Source organism: Caulobacter radicis, from assembly GCF_003094615.1.
Classification (GTDB): Bacteria; Pseudomonadota; Alphaproteobacteria; order Caulobacterales; family Caulobacteraceae; genus Caulobacter; species Caulobacter radicis.
This window is the reverse complement of record NZ_QDKO01000023.1, coordinates 25,843-42,642: the sequence shown is the minus strand read 5'-3', so window position 1 is coordinate 42,642 and position 16,800 is coordinate 25,843. Positions and strand designations below refer to the sequence as shown.

The 16,800-nt window shown below is 67.8% G+C and carries 17 protein-coding genes; 6 read left to right on the top strand and 11 right to left on the bottom strand.

From position 1 onward, the window contains the following. Positions 1-2: 2 nt before the first annotated feature. Complete coding sequence (locus tag DDF62_RS14500) at positions 3-1,289, top strand: MFS transporter (RefSeq protein ID WP_116489751.1); 1,287 nt, start codon at positions 3-5, stop codon at positions 1,287-1,289. 14 nt (positions 1,290-1,303) lie between these two features. Next, positions 1,304-2,386, top strand: coding sequence for a Gfo/Idh/MocA family protein (locus DDF62_RS14495; protein WP_116489750.1), 1,083 nt, complete (start codon positions 1,304-1,306; stop codon positions 2,384-2,386). 84 nt (positions 2,387-2,470) lie between these two features. Here DDF62_RS14495 and DDF62_RS14490 read toward each other — a convergent pair whose 3' ends face one another. Genes DDF62_RS14490 through DDF62_RS14445 form a run of 10 tightly spaced genes read right to left on the bottom strand, consistent with a single transcriptional unit; the run spans position 2,471 to position 10,480 of the window. Further along, on the bottom strand, positions 2,471-3,412 hold the full coding sequence (locus DDF62_RS14490; protein WP_116489749.1) for a helix-turn-helix domain-containing protein: 942 nt from the start codon (positions 3,410-3,412) through the stop codon (positions 2,471-2,473). After that, a complete protein-coding gene (locus DDF62_RS14485; RefSeq protein ID WP_116489748.1) occupies positions 3,409-4,530 on the bottom strand; it encodes a hypothetical protein in 1,122 nt (373 codons plus the stop codon). The genes DDF62_RS14490 and DDF62_RS14485 overlap by 4 nt, the downstream gene beginning before the upstream one ends. An 18-nt stretch (positions 4,531-4,548) precedes the next feature. Continuing rightward, positions 4,549-5,790 carry a hypothetical protein gene (locus tag DDF62_RS14480; RefSeq protein WP_116489747.1) on the bottom strand — a complete coding sequence of 414 codons (1,242 nt, stop codon included), beginning with the start codon at positions 5,788-5,790 and terminating at the stop codon, positions 4,549-4,551. A 60-nt stretch (positions 5,791-5,850) separates the two neighbouring features. Further along, complete coding sequence (locus DDF62_RS14475) at positions 5,851-6,309, bottom strand: hypothetical protein (protein WP_133244927.1); 459 nt, start codon at positions 6,307-6,309, stop codon at positions 5,851-5,853. 29 nt (positions 6,310-6,338) lie between these two features. Then, positions 6,339-6,818: a hypothetical protein gene (locus DDF62_RS14470; protein WP_116489745.1), complete on the bottom strand. Its 480-nt coding sequence runs from the start codon at positions 6,816-6,818 to the stop codon at positions 6,339-6,341. A 35-nt stretch (positions 6,819-6,853) separates the two neighbouring features. Next, positions 6,854-7,234 (bottom strand): hypothetical protein, encoded by a 381-nt coding sequence (locus tag DDF62_RS14465; protein WP_116489744.1) that lies wholly within the window; start codon positions 7,232-7,234, stop codon positions 6,854-6,856. A 52-nt stretch (positions 7,235-7,286) separates the two neighbouring features. After that, complete coding sequence (locus tag DDF62_RS14460; protein ID WP_116489743.1) at positions 7,287-7,703, bottom strand: DUF2000 family protein; 417 nt, start codon at positions 7,701-7,703, stop codon at positions 7,287-7,289. Between the two features lie 9 nt (positions 7,704-7,712). Further along, positions 7,713-8,480, bottom strand: a complete 768-nt coding sequence (locus DDF62_RS14455; protein WP_165832251.1) for a 2OG-Fe(II) oxygenase — start codon at positions 8,478-8,480, stop codon at positions 7,713-7,715. Between the two features lie 10 nt (positions 8,481-8,490). Beyond that, positions 8,491-9,684, bottom strand: a complete 1,194-nt coding sequence (locus DDF62_RS14450) for a carboxylate-amine ligase (protein ID WP_116489741.1) — start codon at positions 9,682-9,684, stop codon at positions 8,491-8,493. Beyond that, positions 9,674-10,480 (bottom strand): N-formylglutamate amidohydrolase, encoded by an 807-nt coding sequence (locus tag DDF62_RS14445; protein ID WP_116489740.1) that lies wholly within the window; start codon positions 10,478-10,480, stop codon positions 9,674-9,676. The genes DDF62_RS14450 and DDF62_RS14445 overlap by 11 nt, the downstream gene beginning before the upstream one ends. A 516-nt stretch (positions 10,481-10,996) precedes the next feature. Here DDF62_RS14445 and DDF62_RS14440 point away from each other — a divergent pair. Further along, complete coding sequence (locus tag DDF62_RS14440) at positions 10,997-11,737, top strand: hypothetical protein (RefSeq protein ID WP_116489739.1); 741 nt, start codon at positions 10,997-10,999, stop codon at positions 11,735-11,737. On the opposite strand, the gene DDF62_RS14435 is transcribed toward DDF62_RS14440, so the two are convergent. After that, complete coding sequence (locus DDF62_RS14435) at positions 11,687-12,421, bottom strand: hypothetical protein (RefSeq protein WP_116489738.1); 735 nt, start codon at positions 12,419-12,421, stop codon at positions 11,687-11,689. The two genes, DDF62_RS14440 and DDF62_RS14435, sit on opposite strands and share 51 nt — an antisense overlap. Positions 12,422-12,863: 442 nt before the next feature. Here DDF62_RS14435 and DDF62_RS14430 point away from each other — a divergent pair, with 442 nt between their 5' ends. From DDF62_RS14430 to DDF62_RS14420, 3 genes are read left to right on the top strand one after another with little or no spacing between them, the layout of a single operon-like run. After that, complete coding sequence (locus DDF62_RS14430) at positions 12,864-14,621, top strand: ABC transporter permease (protein WP_116489737.1); 1,758 nt, start codon at positions 12,864-12,866, stop codon at positions 14,619-14,621. A 12-nt stretch (positions 14,622-14,633) separates the two neighbouring features. Beyond that, positions 14,634-15,947 (top strand): ABC transporter ATP-binding protein, encoded by a 1,314-nt coding sequence (locus DDF62_RS14425; protein ID WP_116489736.1) that lies wholly within the window; start codon positions 14,634-14,636, stop codon positions 15,945-15,947. Positions 15,948-15,965: 18 nt separating this feature from the next. Then, entirely contained in the window at positions 15,966-16,661 is a 696-nt protein-coding gene (locus DDF62_RS14420) for a hypothetical protein (RefSeq protein WP_116489735.1), read from the top strand. Positions 16,662-16,800 lie beyond the last annotated feature (139 nt).

The following is a 16,800-nucleotide window of genomic DNA, read 5'->3' as shown; positions in this document are numbered from 1 at the left end:
GCATGGCGCACGGCGCATACCTGCCGCCGTCGGAGACGACGGGCCAAGCGACCTCCAATCGACGCTGGCTGCTTCTGGCCTTCCTGATCGGCGCCGGCATCCTCAACTATGTCGACCGCCAGATCATCGCCATCCTCAAGCCGGTGATCGAAAAGGACCTCGGCTGGACCGACGCCGACTACGGGACCCTGGCGGCCCTGTTCCAGTTCTCGGCCGCCGTGGCCTTCGCCTTCACCGGCTGGATCGTCGACAAGCTGGGCGCGCGCCTGGCCGCGCCGGTCGGCGTGGCGGCCTGGAGCCTGGCGGCCATGGCCCACGGCGTGGCGGTGACCTTCGGCCAGTTCGGCCTGGCCCGCGTGGCGCTGGGCGCGACGGAGTCGATGGGCACGCCGGCCGGCATCAAGGCGCTGCGGGCGCTGTTCAACGACCGCATGCGCTCGCTGGCCGTCGGCATCTCGAACGGCGCGCCGAACATCGGCGCCATCGCCACGCCGCTGCTGCTGCCGCTGCTGGCCGCCGCGGTCGGCTGGCGCGCCTCGTTCGTGATCGTCGGGGCGGCGGGCTTCGTCTGGGTCGCCGCATGGTTCGCCGTCTCGCGCAAGGCCGACCTGCCGCACGAACCCGCCCAGACCAAGGACAAGGGCCAGACCCTGGCCATGCTGCACGACCGCCGCACCTGGGGCCTGGCCGGCGCCAAGGCGCTGTCGGATCAGGTCTGGTGGCTGATGCTGTTCTGGGCCCCGGACTTCTTCCACCGGGTGTTCGACCTGACCATGGCGCAGCTGGGTCCCGCCCTGGCCGGCGTCTACGGCCTGGCGGCCCTGGGCTCGATCGCGGCGGGCTGGATCGGCGCGCGCCTGCTGGCGAGGGGCTGGAGCCTCAACGCCGTGCGCAAGACATCGATGCTGGTCTGCGCCCTGCTGGTGCTGCCCGTGCCGCTAGCGGTGCTGGCCCAGAACCACTGGATCGCCGTGGGCCTGCTGGGCCTGACCCTCGCCGCGCACCAGGGCTTCTCGGTCAACATCTTCGCCACCATCACCGACGTGATCCCGGCCCGCCGGATCGGCGCGGTGACCAGCTTCGGCGCGCTGTGCGGCAACTTCGCCGGCATGGGCATCGTCTACCTGGCCGGCAAGATCCTAACCGGCGGCCACGGCTACCTGCCGCTGCTGCTGATCGCCGCCGCTTCATATCTCGTGGCGCTGGCCTGGCTGCAACTGTGGCTGCCGCGCCTGACCCCGGCCGAGGACGACCACCTGCCCTCGGCCCAGCCCCTTCCCTCCGAGTGAGTTCGAGTAGAGACATGACGCAGCCCCTAAGGTTCGGGATCGTCGGCGCCGGCATGATGGGCCGCGAGCACATCCGCAACCTGAAGCTCCTGGCCGGCGCGCGACTGACGGCCCTGGCCGACCCCACGCCAAGCTCGCTGGACTGGGCTCTGAGCGAGGCCGGCGACCCGAACGTCGCGACCTTCGAGACGTCGCAGGCCCTGGCCGCCAGCGGCCTCGTCGATGCGGTGATCGTCGCCTCGCCCAACTTCACCCACCGCCAGGAGCTGGAACCACTGTTCGCGGCCGGCCTGCACATCCTGTGCGAAAAGCCGCTGTGCACGACCCTGGAGGACGCCCGCTGGGCGGTCGAGCAGGCCAAGACCCATGGCGGCGTCTTCTGGACCGGCATGGAGTACCGCTTCATGCCGCCGGTCGCCGCCTTCGTCGAGCGCGTCCATGCCGGCGAGATCGGCCGGCTGGTGCAGCTGTCGATCCGCGAGCATCGCTTTCCGTTCCTGCCCAAGGTCGGCGACTGGAACCGCTTCTCGGCCAACACCGGCGGCACCATGGTCGAGAAGTGCTGCCACTTCTTCGACCTGATGCGCCTGATCGTCCGCGACGAGCCGGTGCGGGTCTACTGCTCGGGCGCGATGGACGTGAACCATCTGGACGAGCGCTATGACGGCCGCACGCCGGACATCATCGACAACAGCTTCACGGTCGTCGACTTCGCCGGCGGCCAGCGCGCCATGCTCGACCTGAACATGTTCGCCGACGGGGCCGAGAACCAGGAGGAGATCGGCGCGGTGGGCGACACCGCCAAGCTGGAGGTGTTCATCCCCAGCGGCGACGTCGTCTTCAGCCCCCGGGTCGGCTTCCTGGCGCCCAAGCAGGTCAGCCGCACCCATGTGGCGGTCGACCAGGCGGCGCTGGAGGCGGGCTCGCATCACGGCGCCACCTTCCACCAGCTGGAGGCCTTCCTGGCCGCCGTGGCGGGAGCGGCGCCGATCCAGGTCACCGCCGAGGACGGCCTGCGCGCCGTCGCCATCGGCGTCGCCGCCGAGATCAGCGCGCGGGAAAAACGCGTCGTGGAGCTGTGCGAACTGGGGTTCTGACGGGCGCCCGCGCGGAACTTCTCAGACCCCTGCGGGTCGACAGCCCTGGCCTCTGCGCGGGCGCACGTGGTGCCCCCAGGCCGTCTAGTCGAGGCGGTCGTCGACCTTCGGCAAGGCGATGGTAGAAGTCGGCTCGGTCGCGCCGGTCCGGCAAAGCATGTCGATCGACCGCAGGTAATCGATCACCTGCGCCTCGTGAACGCCGCACGCCTGGGCGATCGCCGCGGTCGTCTTACCGTCCACCATCATATTCACCATCTCCTTTTCGATATCGTGCCGGCGCTCGCCCCAAAGGCTCGGGAAATCTGGAAGCGGCAGCCTTTTCAGCCAGGAGAGGAGCCTGGGCTCTTTCGCAGCAAACCACCGCCCGTCGTCGCGATGGCGAGGCCAGGCCTCCGGGACTAGCCGCACCTCACTTTGTTGTAGGTCGACAGACGGCGTTCGCCGGCGGCGCGCGGGCTCCGGTTCCCCGCCCGAGGCCGGACTTTCGTCGACCAGCAGCGACGGCGCCCGTCGCTCGCCGTCGACGAAGATCGCCAGCTGCTCTTTGCCTTGCGAAAGGCTGCGCGCGGCCTGGCTCCAAGCCGAGGCCGGGCTCGTGTCGTGATCGAAGCTGCGCTGGTGGTCGATATCGCGTTCCCCGGCATGGGCCCGTTCGAGCAGAACCTCCACGTCCTCGGCCGCGGCGTGGCGCAGGACCTCCAGGCTCGGCGCGGCGGTCTCGTGGGGGGCGACATAGGCGAGGATCATCGGATTTGCCCTGCCGCCAGCGGGATTGGAAATCGAGCGTTCGCGCGCGAAGCGATGGTTCTCGTCGAGGAAGGCCGACGCGTCGGCCTGCAGGCCGATCACCAGCCGATCCCCGTCGCGGAACTGGAACGCCAGGACGTCCGCCTCCTGGCGCGCGCGTTCGCGCATCAACGGATTGATGTAGCGGCCCTTGGCGGTCGCACCGATCAAGGGCCGGGTGAACACGAGGAAATCGGAGTTGACCAACGTCCCCAGCAGAAAGACGTCCCAGGTCATAGGGCCTCCATCATCTCGAGGACGTTGACTTCCTTACCGTCGAGGTAGGTCACGCACCCGGTGTCGTCGGCGTATTCCTGCACGCACCGCCAGACCAGGCTCGCCAGCTCCTTGTCGCCCTCCGAGGCCTTGAGCGAGCGGCGCGCCTGCCGGCGATAGTCGTCGGCCCGGCTCTGGAAAGTGTCGGCCGTCTTGAACCCCTCGTTGAACCACAGGCGCAGGCGCTTGAACGGCGACTCCCTGCGCAGGCGTCGGCGGGTTTCGGCCTCGGCTTCCATCCCGCGCTGCGCGGCCTTTTCACGCTCCATTCGAGCGTAGAGCAGGAAGCTGTTGCGCAGGACCGTGGCGCCGGCCGCAAACATGAACGGCCATTTCAGGTTCATAGGCGAGAAGCCGCCTGTCTTCGGATCGAGCACCGCGATCGGGCAGACGAAGATCGCCACGTTCCCCCATTGCTCGGAATAGGGCTTGATGAACTCCTCGTGCAGAAAGCGCATAACCCGCGCCTCGCCGTCGGGGTCGGCTTGAACTTCGTCGAACTTGGACACGGCGAACACGATCGGGATGATGTCGAACTCGTCGATCCGCTCGCGCAGCTTGCGGATCATGTCGCCGATGGCCCCCAGCCCCAGGCGCTCGTTCCGCTCGGTCGGATCGAGCGTCAGGATCGCCGTGGCGTCGATGAAGGTGATGAAGACGTCGGCCGTGTCGAGTTCGGCGGTGATCCGCTCCCAACCATCGACGGCGGCATGCAGGGCGCCTCCGGCGTGATCGATGAACGAGATCTCCCGATGGAACGCGGAGGTCCGCGTGTTCTCGCCGATCTTGCGAAACTGGAAGACGACGTTGAGATCCAGAGTGTCGATATCGATCGAACGCGGCGGGAAGACCGGCGGATTGGAGGCCAGGTTCTTCGAATAGAGCTCGAAATCCCTCTTGAGCTGGCCTTGCACCGAGATCTGCAGGCCCGATTGCAGGCTCTGCCCCTTACCTCTGGCGTCGCGCATCTGCGCCGCGTCGAGCAGCGGCAGGAAGGTTGATGAGGAAACCTCGCGATAGAGGCTCGCGAAGTAGGAGGTCTTGCCGACGGCGCGAGCGCCGAGGAGTGCGATCTTCATACGTCTATCCCCTTTGCCTTAGGCGTTGCCGCGAGCCACGCGCCGGGCCGTTTCAGCCAGCGACGTCGCGGGTTCGAAAGCAGTGTTCGTGTCCTTGTCTTCGACCGTGAAGGTCACGCCGCGGATCGCGGCCAACGCCTCCTGCAGGAAGGTCGGCGTCCGGCGGACCGGCTGGCTCGAGATCGCCGCGATGGTGTCGGCTTCGGTTTCCGGAGGGTCGGAGACCCCCAGGCGGTAGTAGCCCAGAGCCTGCCCCAGGAGCTGCTCGGCGATGTCCTTTCGCTCGGCCCGGAAGGCCTCCAGCGCCCCGCGCGCCGCCATTTCGGCGGCCAGCAGGGGACTGCGCGCGGCGATCATCTCGAAGGTCGCCATCTGCGAAGCGACCAGGAGGTGATGCGCCGACTGAGGTTCGAGCGAACGGCCGACGCCCGCCCTGCCCTTCAGGCCGATGTCCGGCAGCTTGGCCAGCATCTGGGCCGTCTGGAGCCGCGGACGCCCCGACATGCGGCTGACCGTCTGGAAGCGATCGTTCAGCGCCGTGACGAGCATCAGCAGCGCCGTCTCGATCGCCGCCTCCGTCTCCAGGCCGTCGTCTGACACGCTCAGGTGCAGCTTCTGGCCAACATCCAGTTCGCCCTGATCCCCGGCCCAGCCCCAGCAGCTGACACCGAAGGTCACCACGCCCGCGCTGGGGGCGGCGATCTCGATCAGCGCGGTCGGCTCCTGGCCCAGCTGGCTGCAGATCGACGAGGCCAGACCTCGTCCCGTCTGGAAGTGTTGCGTGAAGGAGTCGCGATAGAAGAGCACGTCCGAGCCGAACTGCCCCACGACGATATCGTCGACATTGGACAGGGCCGTGTCGATCTCGACGAGGCGCTTTGTGAGCACCGCCTGCTCCAGCGCCAGACTGCGGCTGTACTTGGCGATGACGTTCAACGAGCGCCCGCCGTGCAGGCGAGACGCATGGCTGAGGCTTCGCGGCGGACAGGCCAGCGGCCATTGGTTCAGTTGCTGGCGCCGGTCCTCCAGATCGATGTTCGCTTCGATCTGCCTGATCTGCGCATCTCTACGGAAGCTCTGCTCCTCGAGGGCGCGGCGACCTTCGACCGCCAAACGCTCGCGTTGAAACAGCAGGTTTTCGTTGATGTTGCGGACCTGAGCTTTCTCCAGCTCGGTGGGCCACAAGTTCTGCAACAGCCGATTGACGACGCCGGATCCGGCCCCCATCAGCGTATATCCCAGGATATAGGACGTATCCATTATCAATACTTCCTTTCATGTCGAAGTATTCGGACCGATGCTTGTGCGGGATCCTCGAGATCAGCTGGGCGCGTCGGGCGCCTGAGGAGGGTCGCCGATGGGCTGATGGGCGTCTTCGTGGCCGCAGAGCGCCGCGTGGGTCAGTAGAAGGTAAGTGTAGTCGGGGGCCGGATCCCAGGACGCCGGATCCGGGAGCGCCCCGGACCAGTCGGTCGCTGGAGCCGTCGCGACCGGCGTCGGCGTCACCGGCAAGCTCGCGACATGCGCCGGCGCGACGGCCGGCTCCGGTGCGAACATCTGGGTCAGCGCTTCCAGGACGCCGCCATGTTCGCAGACATAGGCCGCCGCACTGCCGGCCGCCGCCGCCAGGTAGCCGGCGACCGGCGCCGCCGGCGTGTGCTCGAGCAACTGGTCGGTCACGACCGCGGCCACCGCCCCGACCATGCCGCTGACCAACGCGACCTCGTTGCCGCCCTCTTGAGGCGTGGAAGGCGCTGCGGGCGTGAGATTTCCAGCCATCCTTGGTCTCCGTGCTTGCGATGGTGCGCCTAGGCCGCGCCGCCCCCGTCGCTGCTGCCGCCGTCACCTCCGCCGCCGCCGCCGCCGTAGTCGCTCCCGCCGCCGTCGTACGACGGCGTCGAGGCCGCAAAGCCGCTCGAAGTATCGACGCCGCCGGAATAGTCCGCCCCGCCGAAGGGATCGGCGCTCACCAGATCGGGGCTCCAGGCGGGGGCGTCCGGCGGCGGCGGCAGATTGTGGTCGAGGTTGAGGTCGAGCGGCGGGGCGGTGGCCGCCTCCATCAGGGCGTCGCACAGGTTCGGCCAGGCGTTCTCCACGAGGTTCGAAACGCTCTCGTAGGTCGCCACCGCCGCGCCGCCCCCGGCGACTATGGCGAACGGCCCCGTCTCGCTCGTCGCGATAAGCGCCCCGGCGCCCGCGGGCACGGCGGCGCCCGCCCCGGCGATCTGTCCCATGGGCTCGGCCAGGTCGTTGCATTGCTCGAGCGGTGTTTGTTGGGTGTCGTCCACGGCGAAATCTCCTCTGTTACGGGATCAAGGAAGCGTCAGACGACGTCCGGACCGGCGGGTTGACAGTGGCCGGCGGCGCAGGCGTCGACGTGACCGGGGTTCGCGTGCCCGCTGAACGCGCCGCCGAACTCGCCGTCGGGAACGACGTGGTGTGGCGCGCCGAACGGATCGCAGCCGGGTCCGGGATAGCCGCCGCAGTCGGCGAGGCCGCCGTCGTCGACGGGATCGACGATCAGGCCTGGCGAGGCCGCGAGCGAGGGCTGGAGAGGCTCCGCGAAGGGCGGGGTCGGATCCGAAACGATCCCCCCAATATGCTCCAGGGCGCTCGCCACGCTCGGCAGGGGCGCGACCGGCAGGATGCAGCCCGGCGTTCCGTCGGGCATCGGCATGACGCCCGCCCCTTCGAACTTGGTCATGACATGGTCTCCTCTTCGAACGATCGGCATCACGCGCCGCGGCGGCGGCGCGCTAGGCCTTCCAAAGACTGAACTTGCGCCCCAGCGGGTCGAGCACGGCCGCCTCGCCGAACACCGCCACGCCCAGGAGCGGCAGGTCCGGCCGGGCGTGCTCGGCGGTCTTGCGGACCTGCTCCTCGCTCCCCCCCGTCAGCATGGTCTCGAAGAAGGCGCCGCGCGGCAGATCCCGCGAAACCAGCTCGTCCCAGTAGGCCCACATCTTGGTGGGCCGGCCCGAGAGGCAGATCAGCGGCCACCAGGAGATCCCGGGATAACGACCGCCCTCCTGGTCCTGGTAGTCGACGAAGCGCGCGTCGGCGGAGCCTTTGGCCTGGGCGCCGATCGCCTGCGACAGATGCCCCATGACGTTCAGCGCCTCGGCAGGGCGGCCGCGAAGGGTTTCGGCCAGGATGATGATCGACTTGTGCATGTCGACCTCCTAGGCGAACTGGGCCAGCGGTCGCCCCGCCTCGCCCACGGCGAGGAAGGCGGCGTTGGTGATGCGGTCCCCCGAGCCGCCGACCGGCTCGACGGCGTGCGGCTCCCAGGCGCGGAACAGCACCGCCTGCCCCTCTTCAGGGCGCAGCGTGAGATCGGCGGGCCCCAGAAGTTCGCGATCCAGGCCGTAGTCCGGCCGCTTCAGGCGGACGTATTCCTCGTCGCTGAACGAGCGGTTCCAGAACTCGATCGCGCCGCCGATTTCGGGCATCGACATGTAGACGTTGAGCCCGATGCGGCGACCGATCCCCAGCGGCCCCAGGAGGTGGGTGCGGGACTGATCGATGTGGGGATTGGCGCCGCCGCCGATCGCCCAGCGCCGGACGATGTGCGGCAGGAAGGCGCGGCCGTCCTTGTCCGGCACGACCACGCCTTGCGGCCAGACTTCGGCGACCTTCCTGACGATCCGCTCGACCGGGGAGCCGAACGGGAACACCTCTCGGGCGAGAAGCTCCGACGTGGCCGGAGCCTCGTCGAAATAACGCCTCTCGGTCTCGGGAGACTCATGCGCCTCGCCCACCGAGGTGCCCACGACCTTGAGGTCCTTCGCCCACAGGTAGGTCGATCGGCTCGTCAGTTGCCGGATCTTCCGGCAGGCGAACTCTCGCTCCTCCTTGGTCATCACGGGGGCCAGCGTGAGCGGACGGCCTTCGCCGTAGATCAGGGCCTCGATCGTCTCGGTTTTGATGTCGTCGATATGAACGGCCATGGTTTCCCCCTTAGGCGGCCAGATGGGCTTGGAAGTGGGTGGGCGGCCAACGCACCGAGGGCCCTTCGGCGGTCTTGGCGACCTCCGAGCGGATGACGCGGTCGGCCATTTCCGGCGTGATCGGTCCGGCGATCGCGTCGGGCCCCAACCCGGCCACCGCGAGCATGCGCTCGGCCGAGGTGCCGCCATGCAGCATCCACCGGAAGTGATCGATCCAGGGGCGAACGCCCAGCAGTTCGATCGCATCGCCCAGCTTCTCGATCAGGCGGTCGGCCACCTCGGCGACGGTCGCGGGCTCGGCCAGGTCATGGTCCCAGATGACCGCCGAAGCCCCGCACCGGGCCGCCTGCCAGGCGGCGATCTCGTCGCGGGCCATGTCGCCTTCGCGCAGCTTGGGTCGCGGCGGCGACTTCAGGCGGATATCGAGCTCGGCGGCCTGGATCAGGGCCGCCATGGCGGGTCCGTCGTCGACGCAGGCCGAGGCCTCCATGCAGCGGACCTCGACCGTCGGCTTGCCCAGCGTCCCCAGGCGGATGTCGCCCCAGACGTCGGTTTCGGCCTGGATCACGGCCATGGCCTTCAGGTCGGCCATGTGCCGATGATAAGCCTCGGCGGACTCGAAGCTCGGCGGCGTCTGGCAGGACAGGCCGGTCTGGATCTGTCGCCGATAGCCCCGGAAGCCGGTGTATCGACCATCGTAGAACGGCGAGGCGGTGCTGGCGGCGATCAGCAGCGGCAGCAGGGGACGAAAGCGGGCGATGCGATCGACGCGCGTGGCGTCGTCGGTGAAGGTGCCGAAGTGAGTATGAAAGCCCGACACCAGCAGGCGATTGACGGCGTCGCCCTTCTGCCGCTCGATCCAGCGATAGCGCTCACCGTCACGCGCCTCGGCCCGGCGCCAATCGGCCGACGGGTGGGTGCTGGACGCCATCAGGGCCAGGCCTTCTTCGGCCAGGATGGCGTTGACCCGATGGCGCAGAGCCGCGAGTTCGGTGCGCAGGTCGTCGATCTCGGTGTGCACGCCGGTGCGCAGCTCGACCTGCCCCTTCTTGTATTCCGGCGTGGCGCTCTGGCCGACCTTCTCGCGGATCCTGGCCCACAGGCGCTCGTCGACGTTCACCAGGGCGCCGGTGATGAGCGACACCACCTTGAGCTCCTCCTCCACTCCGAGGGTCGGCTTGTTGATGACGGGCTTAAGTCGCATCAGGCACTCTCCGTTGGTTGGAATTGAGGGCGGCGGCGATCGCCGCGACGATGAGGTCGGCGACGCGATCCACGGCCTGCGCGCTGCGCAGGAGGTCGTCGCAGACCTCCAGGGTTACGGTGTCCACGCCCGGCCGGTGATAGGTGCGCCCGATGAAGGCGCCGGGGTGGGCGCCGGGATAAGGCTCGTCCAGGCGGATGGCCGGGACGCGCCCTCCGGTCTCGTCCTGCACGAGGAAACGACCCGAGGCGGCCAGGTCTTCGAGCGTCCGGAACAGCCGCAGAGCGAAACCGCCGCCCTCCGGCGCGCAGACGCCGATATCGACGATGCGAGGCGCCCCCTCCCCCAGCTGGCGCGTGAAGCTGTGGGTGTCGACGAGCACGACGCCGCCGCTCGCGAGAGCCGCTTCGACGGTGCGGCCGAGATCACCATGGAAGCCGCGCCACGTATCGAGGCGCGCGGCCAGGTCGCCCGGCTTCATGCCGACATTGTGCGCGAACGGACGCCCCTGCTGATCACAGCGCGGGATCGCGTCGGCGTTCAGCATGCGGTTCACGTCGATCACCGTGCGCGACATCACGGCGGCGACGACCTCGCCGCCGGTGCGCGCGGCCATCTCGACGGCCAGGTCGTACGCGCCGATGTCATAGCCTTCGTGGGTGGCGAGAACCTCGGTCTCGCGCCCTTCGAGCCAGTGCGGCAGGTCGCCGGAGGCGTGGGGCACACAGTAAAGGATCTCTACGGTCGCGGGCGCAGCCGTAGCTGTCGCAGCGATATGCGGGCGGGTGGTGGTCATGTGATGCTCCCCTCAATCCCCGAGAAGCACCGTTAACCCCGAAGCAACCTTTCGTCAACATTCGTCATCATCAAGACACCAACCGCTTCCACATAACCCCCAGAACGCACCGCAACCGCCCGACCAGACGCCGACACAGCCCCAGAACGAACGCAAGCTGGAAAACGCGGAAATCAGGCGACCATACGTGTTAAATTCGAGCATTTTTGCTGATCAAAGCGGAACAGAACGCACCAACCGAGCGTTCGCACGCGCGAAACGCGTCAACATGCGCAACACAAAGGCCACACCGAGATTGACGAATTCGTTTACAAGGCGTTAATGAGCAACCTCGCCAGCAACGCTGGCGATCGACTCGCACCATTCAGAAACGGAATGGTGCGTTTACGCTCTTTTACGACTTATCTTAGGGCGCGATTAATAGATCCAGTCTATCGGTTACCTCCGCTAGGCTGAGCGCCAGCAACTTGAGGTTCCGGGCTGGACATGGCGGACTTGGACGCAAGATTACTGGAGATGGCAGGCCTGACTTCGGCCGGAGCCGCTAGGATTCTTGACCGCAGCCGTCAAACCGTCAGCCGCGGCCTTCGCCAAACCTCGACCACCTACTTCAAGTATCGCGAGATCGCGAAGATCTACGAGGCGGTCAAAGTCGAGAACCCGACCTTCGCGCCCGCGGTCTTGGATTTCATTCAAGAGCACTACCAGGCGCTTGGCGACCGGATAGAAAAGCCGACGGAAAAGCAGGCTTTTTTTGATCGGGCCCAGCACGCAAAGCGCATATGGCTCGTTCTGACGGACTTCCAGCGCGTGAAGGACGAGATATGGCCGGTCATCGACGGCCTGATGGATCGAGACGACCTGATGATCGACGTTTTCGTCGAGAACAGGATTTCCTACTCGGCCTTCCTGGCGGCGAGCAAGGATCGCGCTGACCAGAGAAGGAAGAAAGAAGCGGAGAAAAGGAACTCGAGAGGCGCGGACATCGACCTCTGGGACCCGCTCGACAACATTCTTCTCTTGAACCGAATGGCCATACTCGACCCGCACTCCCCTCAGAAGGCGGCCGCTTTTTCCTGGAAGGAAGGCGCTTTCGAGGAAATGGACCCGGCCTATACCTTGCGGATAGGCACCGCTTTCATCGAGAGCTTCATTCAGTCTCAGCCCGACGAGCCGATTTCCATTCGGCGCCTGGGCAAGAACGATTCAGAGCCCGTGGAAAAAGAGCTGGCCGTCGAGCGCCTGGCTTTCGCCTGACCCGACATTGGAGGCCAGCAGCATCGCTGCCCCTCGCGTCTCGACGAAGACCCCCGTCAACTGCGCTTGGTGCGCCGCCTCGATCAACTCGGGGGTGACGGCGGGGGAGCCCGACAGTCCGTCGTGCACCGGGACCGCCGAAAGATAGGCGTAGTAGCCTTTAGCGTCGGATAAAGCGCGCAGCGCCGTCGCAGGATCGCCCGATCGGGTTTCCGGCGCCTTGCCGTGACCGAACAGATGGACGGTTTGCTCTGCGTGACTGTTGCGGGCCTTCACCCTCACGGGCTCGACCAGCAGCAGCTCGTCCGGGGTGGCTTCTCGTCCAAGAAAACGCCCATTGGGAAAGGCGCAATCCCTCAGAACGTCCTTGAGCAGAACGGTATTTATTCCCGCGTTCTGCAGAATATCGATCAGAAGAGCATAGGCCCCCAACTTCTCCTCGTTCTTTTTCAGAAGAAGAAGGTTGGCTTGTTCGGGCGGCAGGGTTCGAACCTCGGCGGCGATCGACCCGACCACGAGCGCGTCCGCGCCGTACCATCGCTCCAGTTGCGTATAGGCCTCTTCCGGATTGGCGACGTCGATCCGACGTCCCTCCTGCCCGCCGATCGACTTGGACCCGCAATAGAAGACCGCCTCGATCCTACGCCCGGCGGCCGGCAAATGCGCCAGGACGGGCTCGACCAACGGACCTTCGCCGATCAATAGGATGAGTGGCGGCGACAATTATTCTGCTTTCGGTGCCCGGCCTTGCGAAATCGCGACAAGATCGAATTTTGTCTGCGTACAACCCGATTAGGCCGACACGGGCTTTATGGTCAACCTTAACGGCGCCGTAAAGCGACCGTCGTTCTCCAGCTCGTCCCCACTATGGGGGCTCAAGGACCACCGCGCCTGCCCGGCCCGGGCCATGGCGGGTCGTCGAACGGCTTGACAACGCCGTTCCACAGGCGCATCCCGCCGCCGCGCTCGACGCCGCATGCGGCGACGGCGCGATCAACGGAAACCTTAATCCCCATGCCCAGCGACAGTCACAGTCGATCCATCTCGCCGCGGAAGGCGTCGCGCTAGGGGTTCTACGGGCTCCTTGCTGACGGCCGTTCGCGGCCCAGTCACAAGGTGAAGCCCCATGGTTTTCCTCTCCGGAGACCTCAAGGCCGCGCGCCCGTTCGCGCGCTTCCTTCGCGCCGGAACCGTCCCCTCCTGGGCGGATCTGGTCGCCTTCGTCCTGCTCGCCGCCCTGGCCGTCCTGGTCCTGCGCGGCGCGGAGGACATGAGCCGCCCGCTGGCGGCCCTGCACGCCGCTCCGGTGACGCTCGATCCCGTCCGTCTGCCCGAGTACGCGCTGCGCACGACCATGCGCATGTTCCTGGCCCTCGGCGCCTCGCTGGTCTTCACGGTCACGGTCGCCACCCTGGCGGCCAAGAGCCGCAAGGCCGAACTGCTGATCGTACCGGCCCTCGACATCCTGCAATCCGTGCCGGTGCTGGGCTTCCTGACCTTCACGGTCACCTTCTTCATGGGGCTGTTCCCGGGCCGCCAGCTGGGCGTGGAGTGCGCGGCGATCTTCGCCATCTTCACCAGCCAAGCCTGGAACATGGCCTTCAGCTTCTACCAGTCGCTGCGGACCATCCCCGCCGATCTGGACGAGGTCAGCCGCCAGTTTCGCTTCTCGCCCTGGCGGCGCTTCACCCGCCTGGAGCTGCCTTTCGCCACGCCCAGCCTGGTGTGGAACGTGATGATGTCGATGTCCGGCGGCTGGTTCTTCGTCGTGGCCTCCGAGGCCATCACCGTGGGCGACACCACCGTCACCCTGCCCGGGATCGGATCGTGGCTGTCGATCGCCATCGCCCGCCAGGACATGGGGGCTGTCGCCCTCGGCGTCGCCGCCATGGCCGTCGTGATCGTGCTCTACGACCAGCTGGTGTTCCGCCCGATGGTCGCCTGGGCCGACAAGTTCCGCTTCGAGCAGACCGCCAGCCAGCAGCGCCCGGCCTCGTGGCCCTACGACCTGCTGCGTCGCGCGGCCTGGACGCGGTCGCTGGCCAAGCCCCTGGCCGGCCTGTTTCGCGCCGCTTCGGACCTGCGCGCGCCCATCGCCCTGCCCGCCCCGCGTCTGCCCGCGCCGTCTCCGGCGCTGGGGCGGATCCTGGACGGCCTGTGGGCGGTCCTGGTGGCGGCCGTCGTCGCGGGCGGCGCCTGGCTCCTGTGGTCGTTCCTCGGCGCGCGCCTGGCCTTCGCCGACCTCTGCCAGGTGGGGCTTCTGGGCCTGGCGACCCTGGTTCGCGTCGTCGTCCTGATCGCCCTGGCCACCCTGGTCTGGGTTCCGATCGGCGTATGGATCGGCCTGCGCCCGGCCTGGGCCGAGCGCCTGCAGCCCATCGCCCAGTTCCTGGCCGCCCTCCCGGCCAATGTGCTGTTTCCGTTCGCCGTGGCGGCCATCGTCGCCCTGCGCCTGAACCCCGACATCTGGCTGTCGCCCCTGATGGTGCTGGGAACCCAGTGGTACATCCTGTTCAACGTCATCGCCGGGGCCAGCGCCATTCCAGGCGACCTCAGGGAGGCCGCCGGCATGTTCGGCCTCAGGGGCTGGCAGTGGTGGCGGCAGGTCGCCATCCCAGGGATCTTTCCCTACTACGTGACCGGCGCGCTGACCGCCTCGGGCGGGTCGTGGAACGCCAGCATCGTCGCCGAGGCGGTCAGCTGGGGCCACGAACACATCGAGGCCGCCGGCCTGGGCGCCTACATAGCCAAGGCCACCGCCGCCGGCGACAGCGCCCGCGTAGCCCTGGGCGTGGCCGTCATGTCCGTCTTCGTCATCGCCTTCAATCGCGTGCTCTGGCGGCCGATGCACCGCTTCGCCGAGCGCCGTCTCCGTCTGGCCTAAGGGAGAGCATCCATGACCTGCTTCACCCCCATCAAGACCACCGCCCCGCTCGTCGAGGCGAAAGCCGTCCGTCACCTCTACGGCAAGACCGAGGGCGCCAATCTGCTGGTGCTCGACAACGTCGACCTGACCCTGGAGGAAAACGAGATCGTCGGCCTGCTGGGCCGCTCGGGCTCGGGCAAGTCGACCCTGCTGCGCTCGATCGCCGGACTGATCAAGCCGACCTCGGGCGATATCGCATTCCCCCCGCGCTCCGACGGCCCGACCACGGTCGGCATGGTGTTCCAGAGCTTCGCGCTGTTCCCCTGGCTCACCGTGCTGCAGAACGTCGAGGTCGGGCTGGAGGCCAAGGGCGTGCGCGCCGACGAGCGCCGCCGCCGCGCCCTGGCCGCCATCGACCTGATCGGCCTGGACGGCTTCGAGAACGCCTATCCCAAGGAGCTGTCGGGCGGCATGCGCCAGCGCGTGGGCCTGGCCCGCGCCCTGGTGGTCGATCCCTCGATCCTGCTGATGGACGAACCGTTCTCGGCCCTCGACGTGCTGACCGCCGAGACCCTGCGCACGGACCTGCTCGATCTGTGGAGCGAGGGCCGGATGCCCATCAAGTCGATCCTGATGGTCACCCACAACATCGAGGAGGCCGTGCTGATGTGCGACCGCATCCTGGTGTTCTCGTCCAATCCCGGCCGCGTCGTCTCGACGATCAAGGTCGACCTGCCCCAGCCGCGCAACCGCCAGGACCCCGCCTTCCGGACCCAGGTCGAACGGATCTATGCCCAGATGACCCGGCCGGATCAGGCGCCGACGGCCAACGACGGCGCCTTTCCGGGCTCGGGACTTGGCATGGTGCTGCCGCGGGTGTCGACCAACGTCATGGCCGGCCTGATCGAGGCGGTGCACGCCGCCCCCTTCGACGGCCGCGCGCCCATGCCCGATCTGGCCCAGGCGCTCCAGTACGAGGCCGACGAGCTGTTCCCGATCGCCGAGACGCTGCAATTGCTGCGCCTGGCGGAACTGCGCGAGGGCGATCTGGCGCTCACGGCCACGGCCCGGCGCTACGCCGAGGCCGAGGTCGACGCGCGCAAGCAGATCTTCGCCCAGCAGCTTCTGGCCCACGTGCCGCTGGCGGCCCACATCCGGCGCGTGCTGGACGAACGCCCCAGCCATGTGGCGCCGGCCAGCCGCTTTCTCGACGAACTGGAGGACTCCATGTCGCCGAGCTACGCCCGGCAGACCCAGCGCGCGGTGATCAACTGGGGCCGCTACGCCGAGATCTTTTCCTACGACGAGGGCGCCGAGCGTTTCTCGCTGGACGACCCGGCCTAGGGTCGCGAGGGGCGCAAGATGATCAGCAAAGCCTTGATCCTGGGCGCGGCCTTCGCCGCGTCCAGCCTCCTCGCCGCGCCCATGGCGCGGGCCTCGGGCGGCGAGCACGTGATCGACGACGCGGCGGTCGAGACCCCGGGCGCCTGCCACCTGGAAACCTGGACGACGCGCTTTTCGTCGCGCCGGGGGCTGGTGAACTTCGCACCGGCCTGCACGCACAGGGCCTGGCCGCGGCTGGAGCTGGGCGCAGGGATCCATCATGCCTGGAGCGCCGGCGAGGCCTCCGACACCCTCTTGGGCCCGGCCTTGAAGCTGAACCTGCGCCCCGAGGAAAGCGGCCTGGGCCTGGGACTGGCGGGTTCGGCCGCCTATGGCGCGCGGACCGGAAGGCTGGAGGCCGCCGGCCTGCTGGTCCCGCTGACCGTGCCGGTCGGCCGGCGCGCGCGCCTCAACCTCAACGCCGGCTGGAGCCACGTCCGCACCGACGCTCGACGCGACGCGGCCTTCTACGGCGCCCAGCTCGAGCTGGCCCTGGACCGCGACATCATCCTGATGGCTGAAAGTTTTCGCCGGGCTGGCGGGCGCCCCGGCGGACAGTTCGGCGTGCGTTGGACGCCAGGCGGCGGCAGGGCCGACCTCGATATCGTCGCCGGCCGACGGATCGACGGCGGCAGCCCAAGGGCGGTATCGCTGGGCCTCACCCTCAGACGCTGAGGAACCGCCCCTCGCCGCCTGGAAGCCCAAGCTTATACACTTTGTCACGCCATTGATGAGATGCGGCGCCTGACGCCGGTGTATCGCCCACCTCGGGGTGAATGCTTCGCCTCCGATGCTCCGAAGGCCCCGGCTCGCC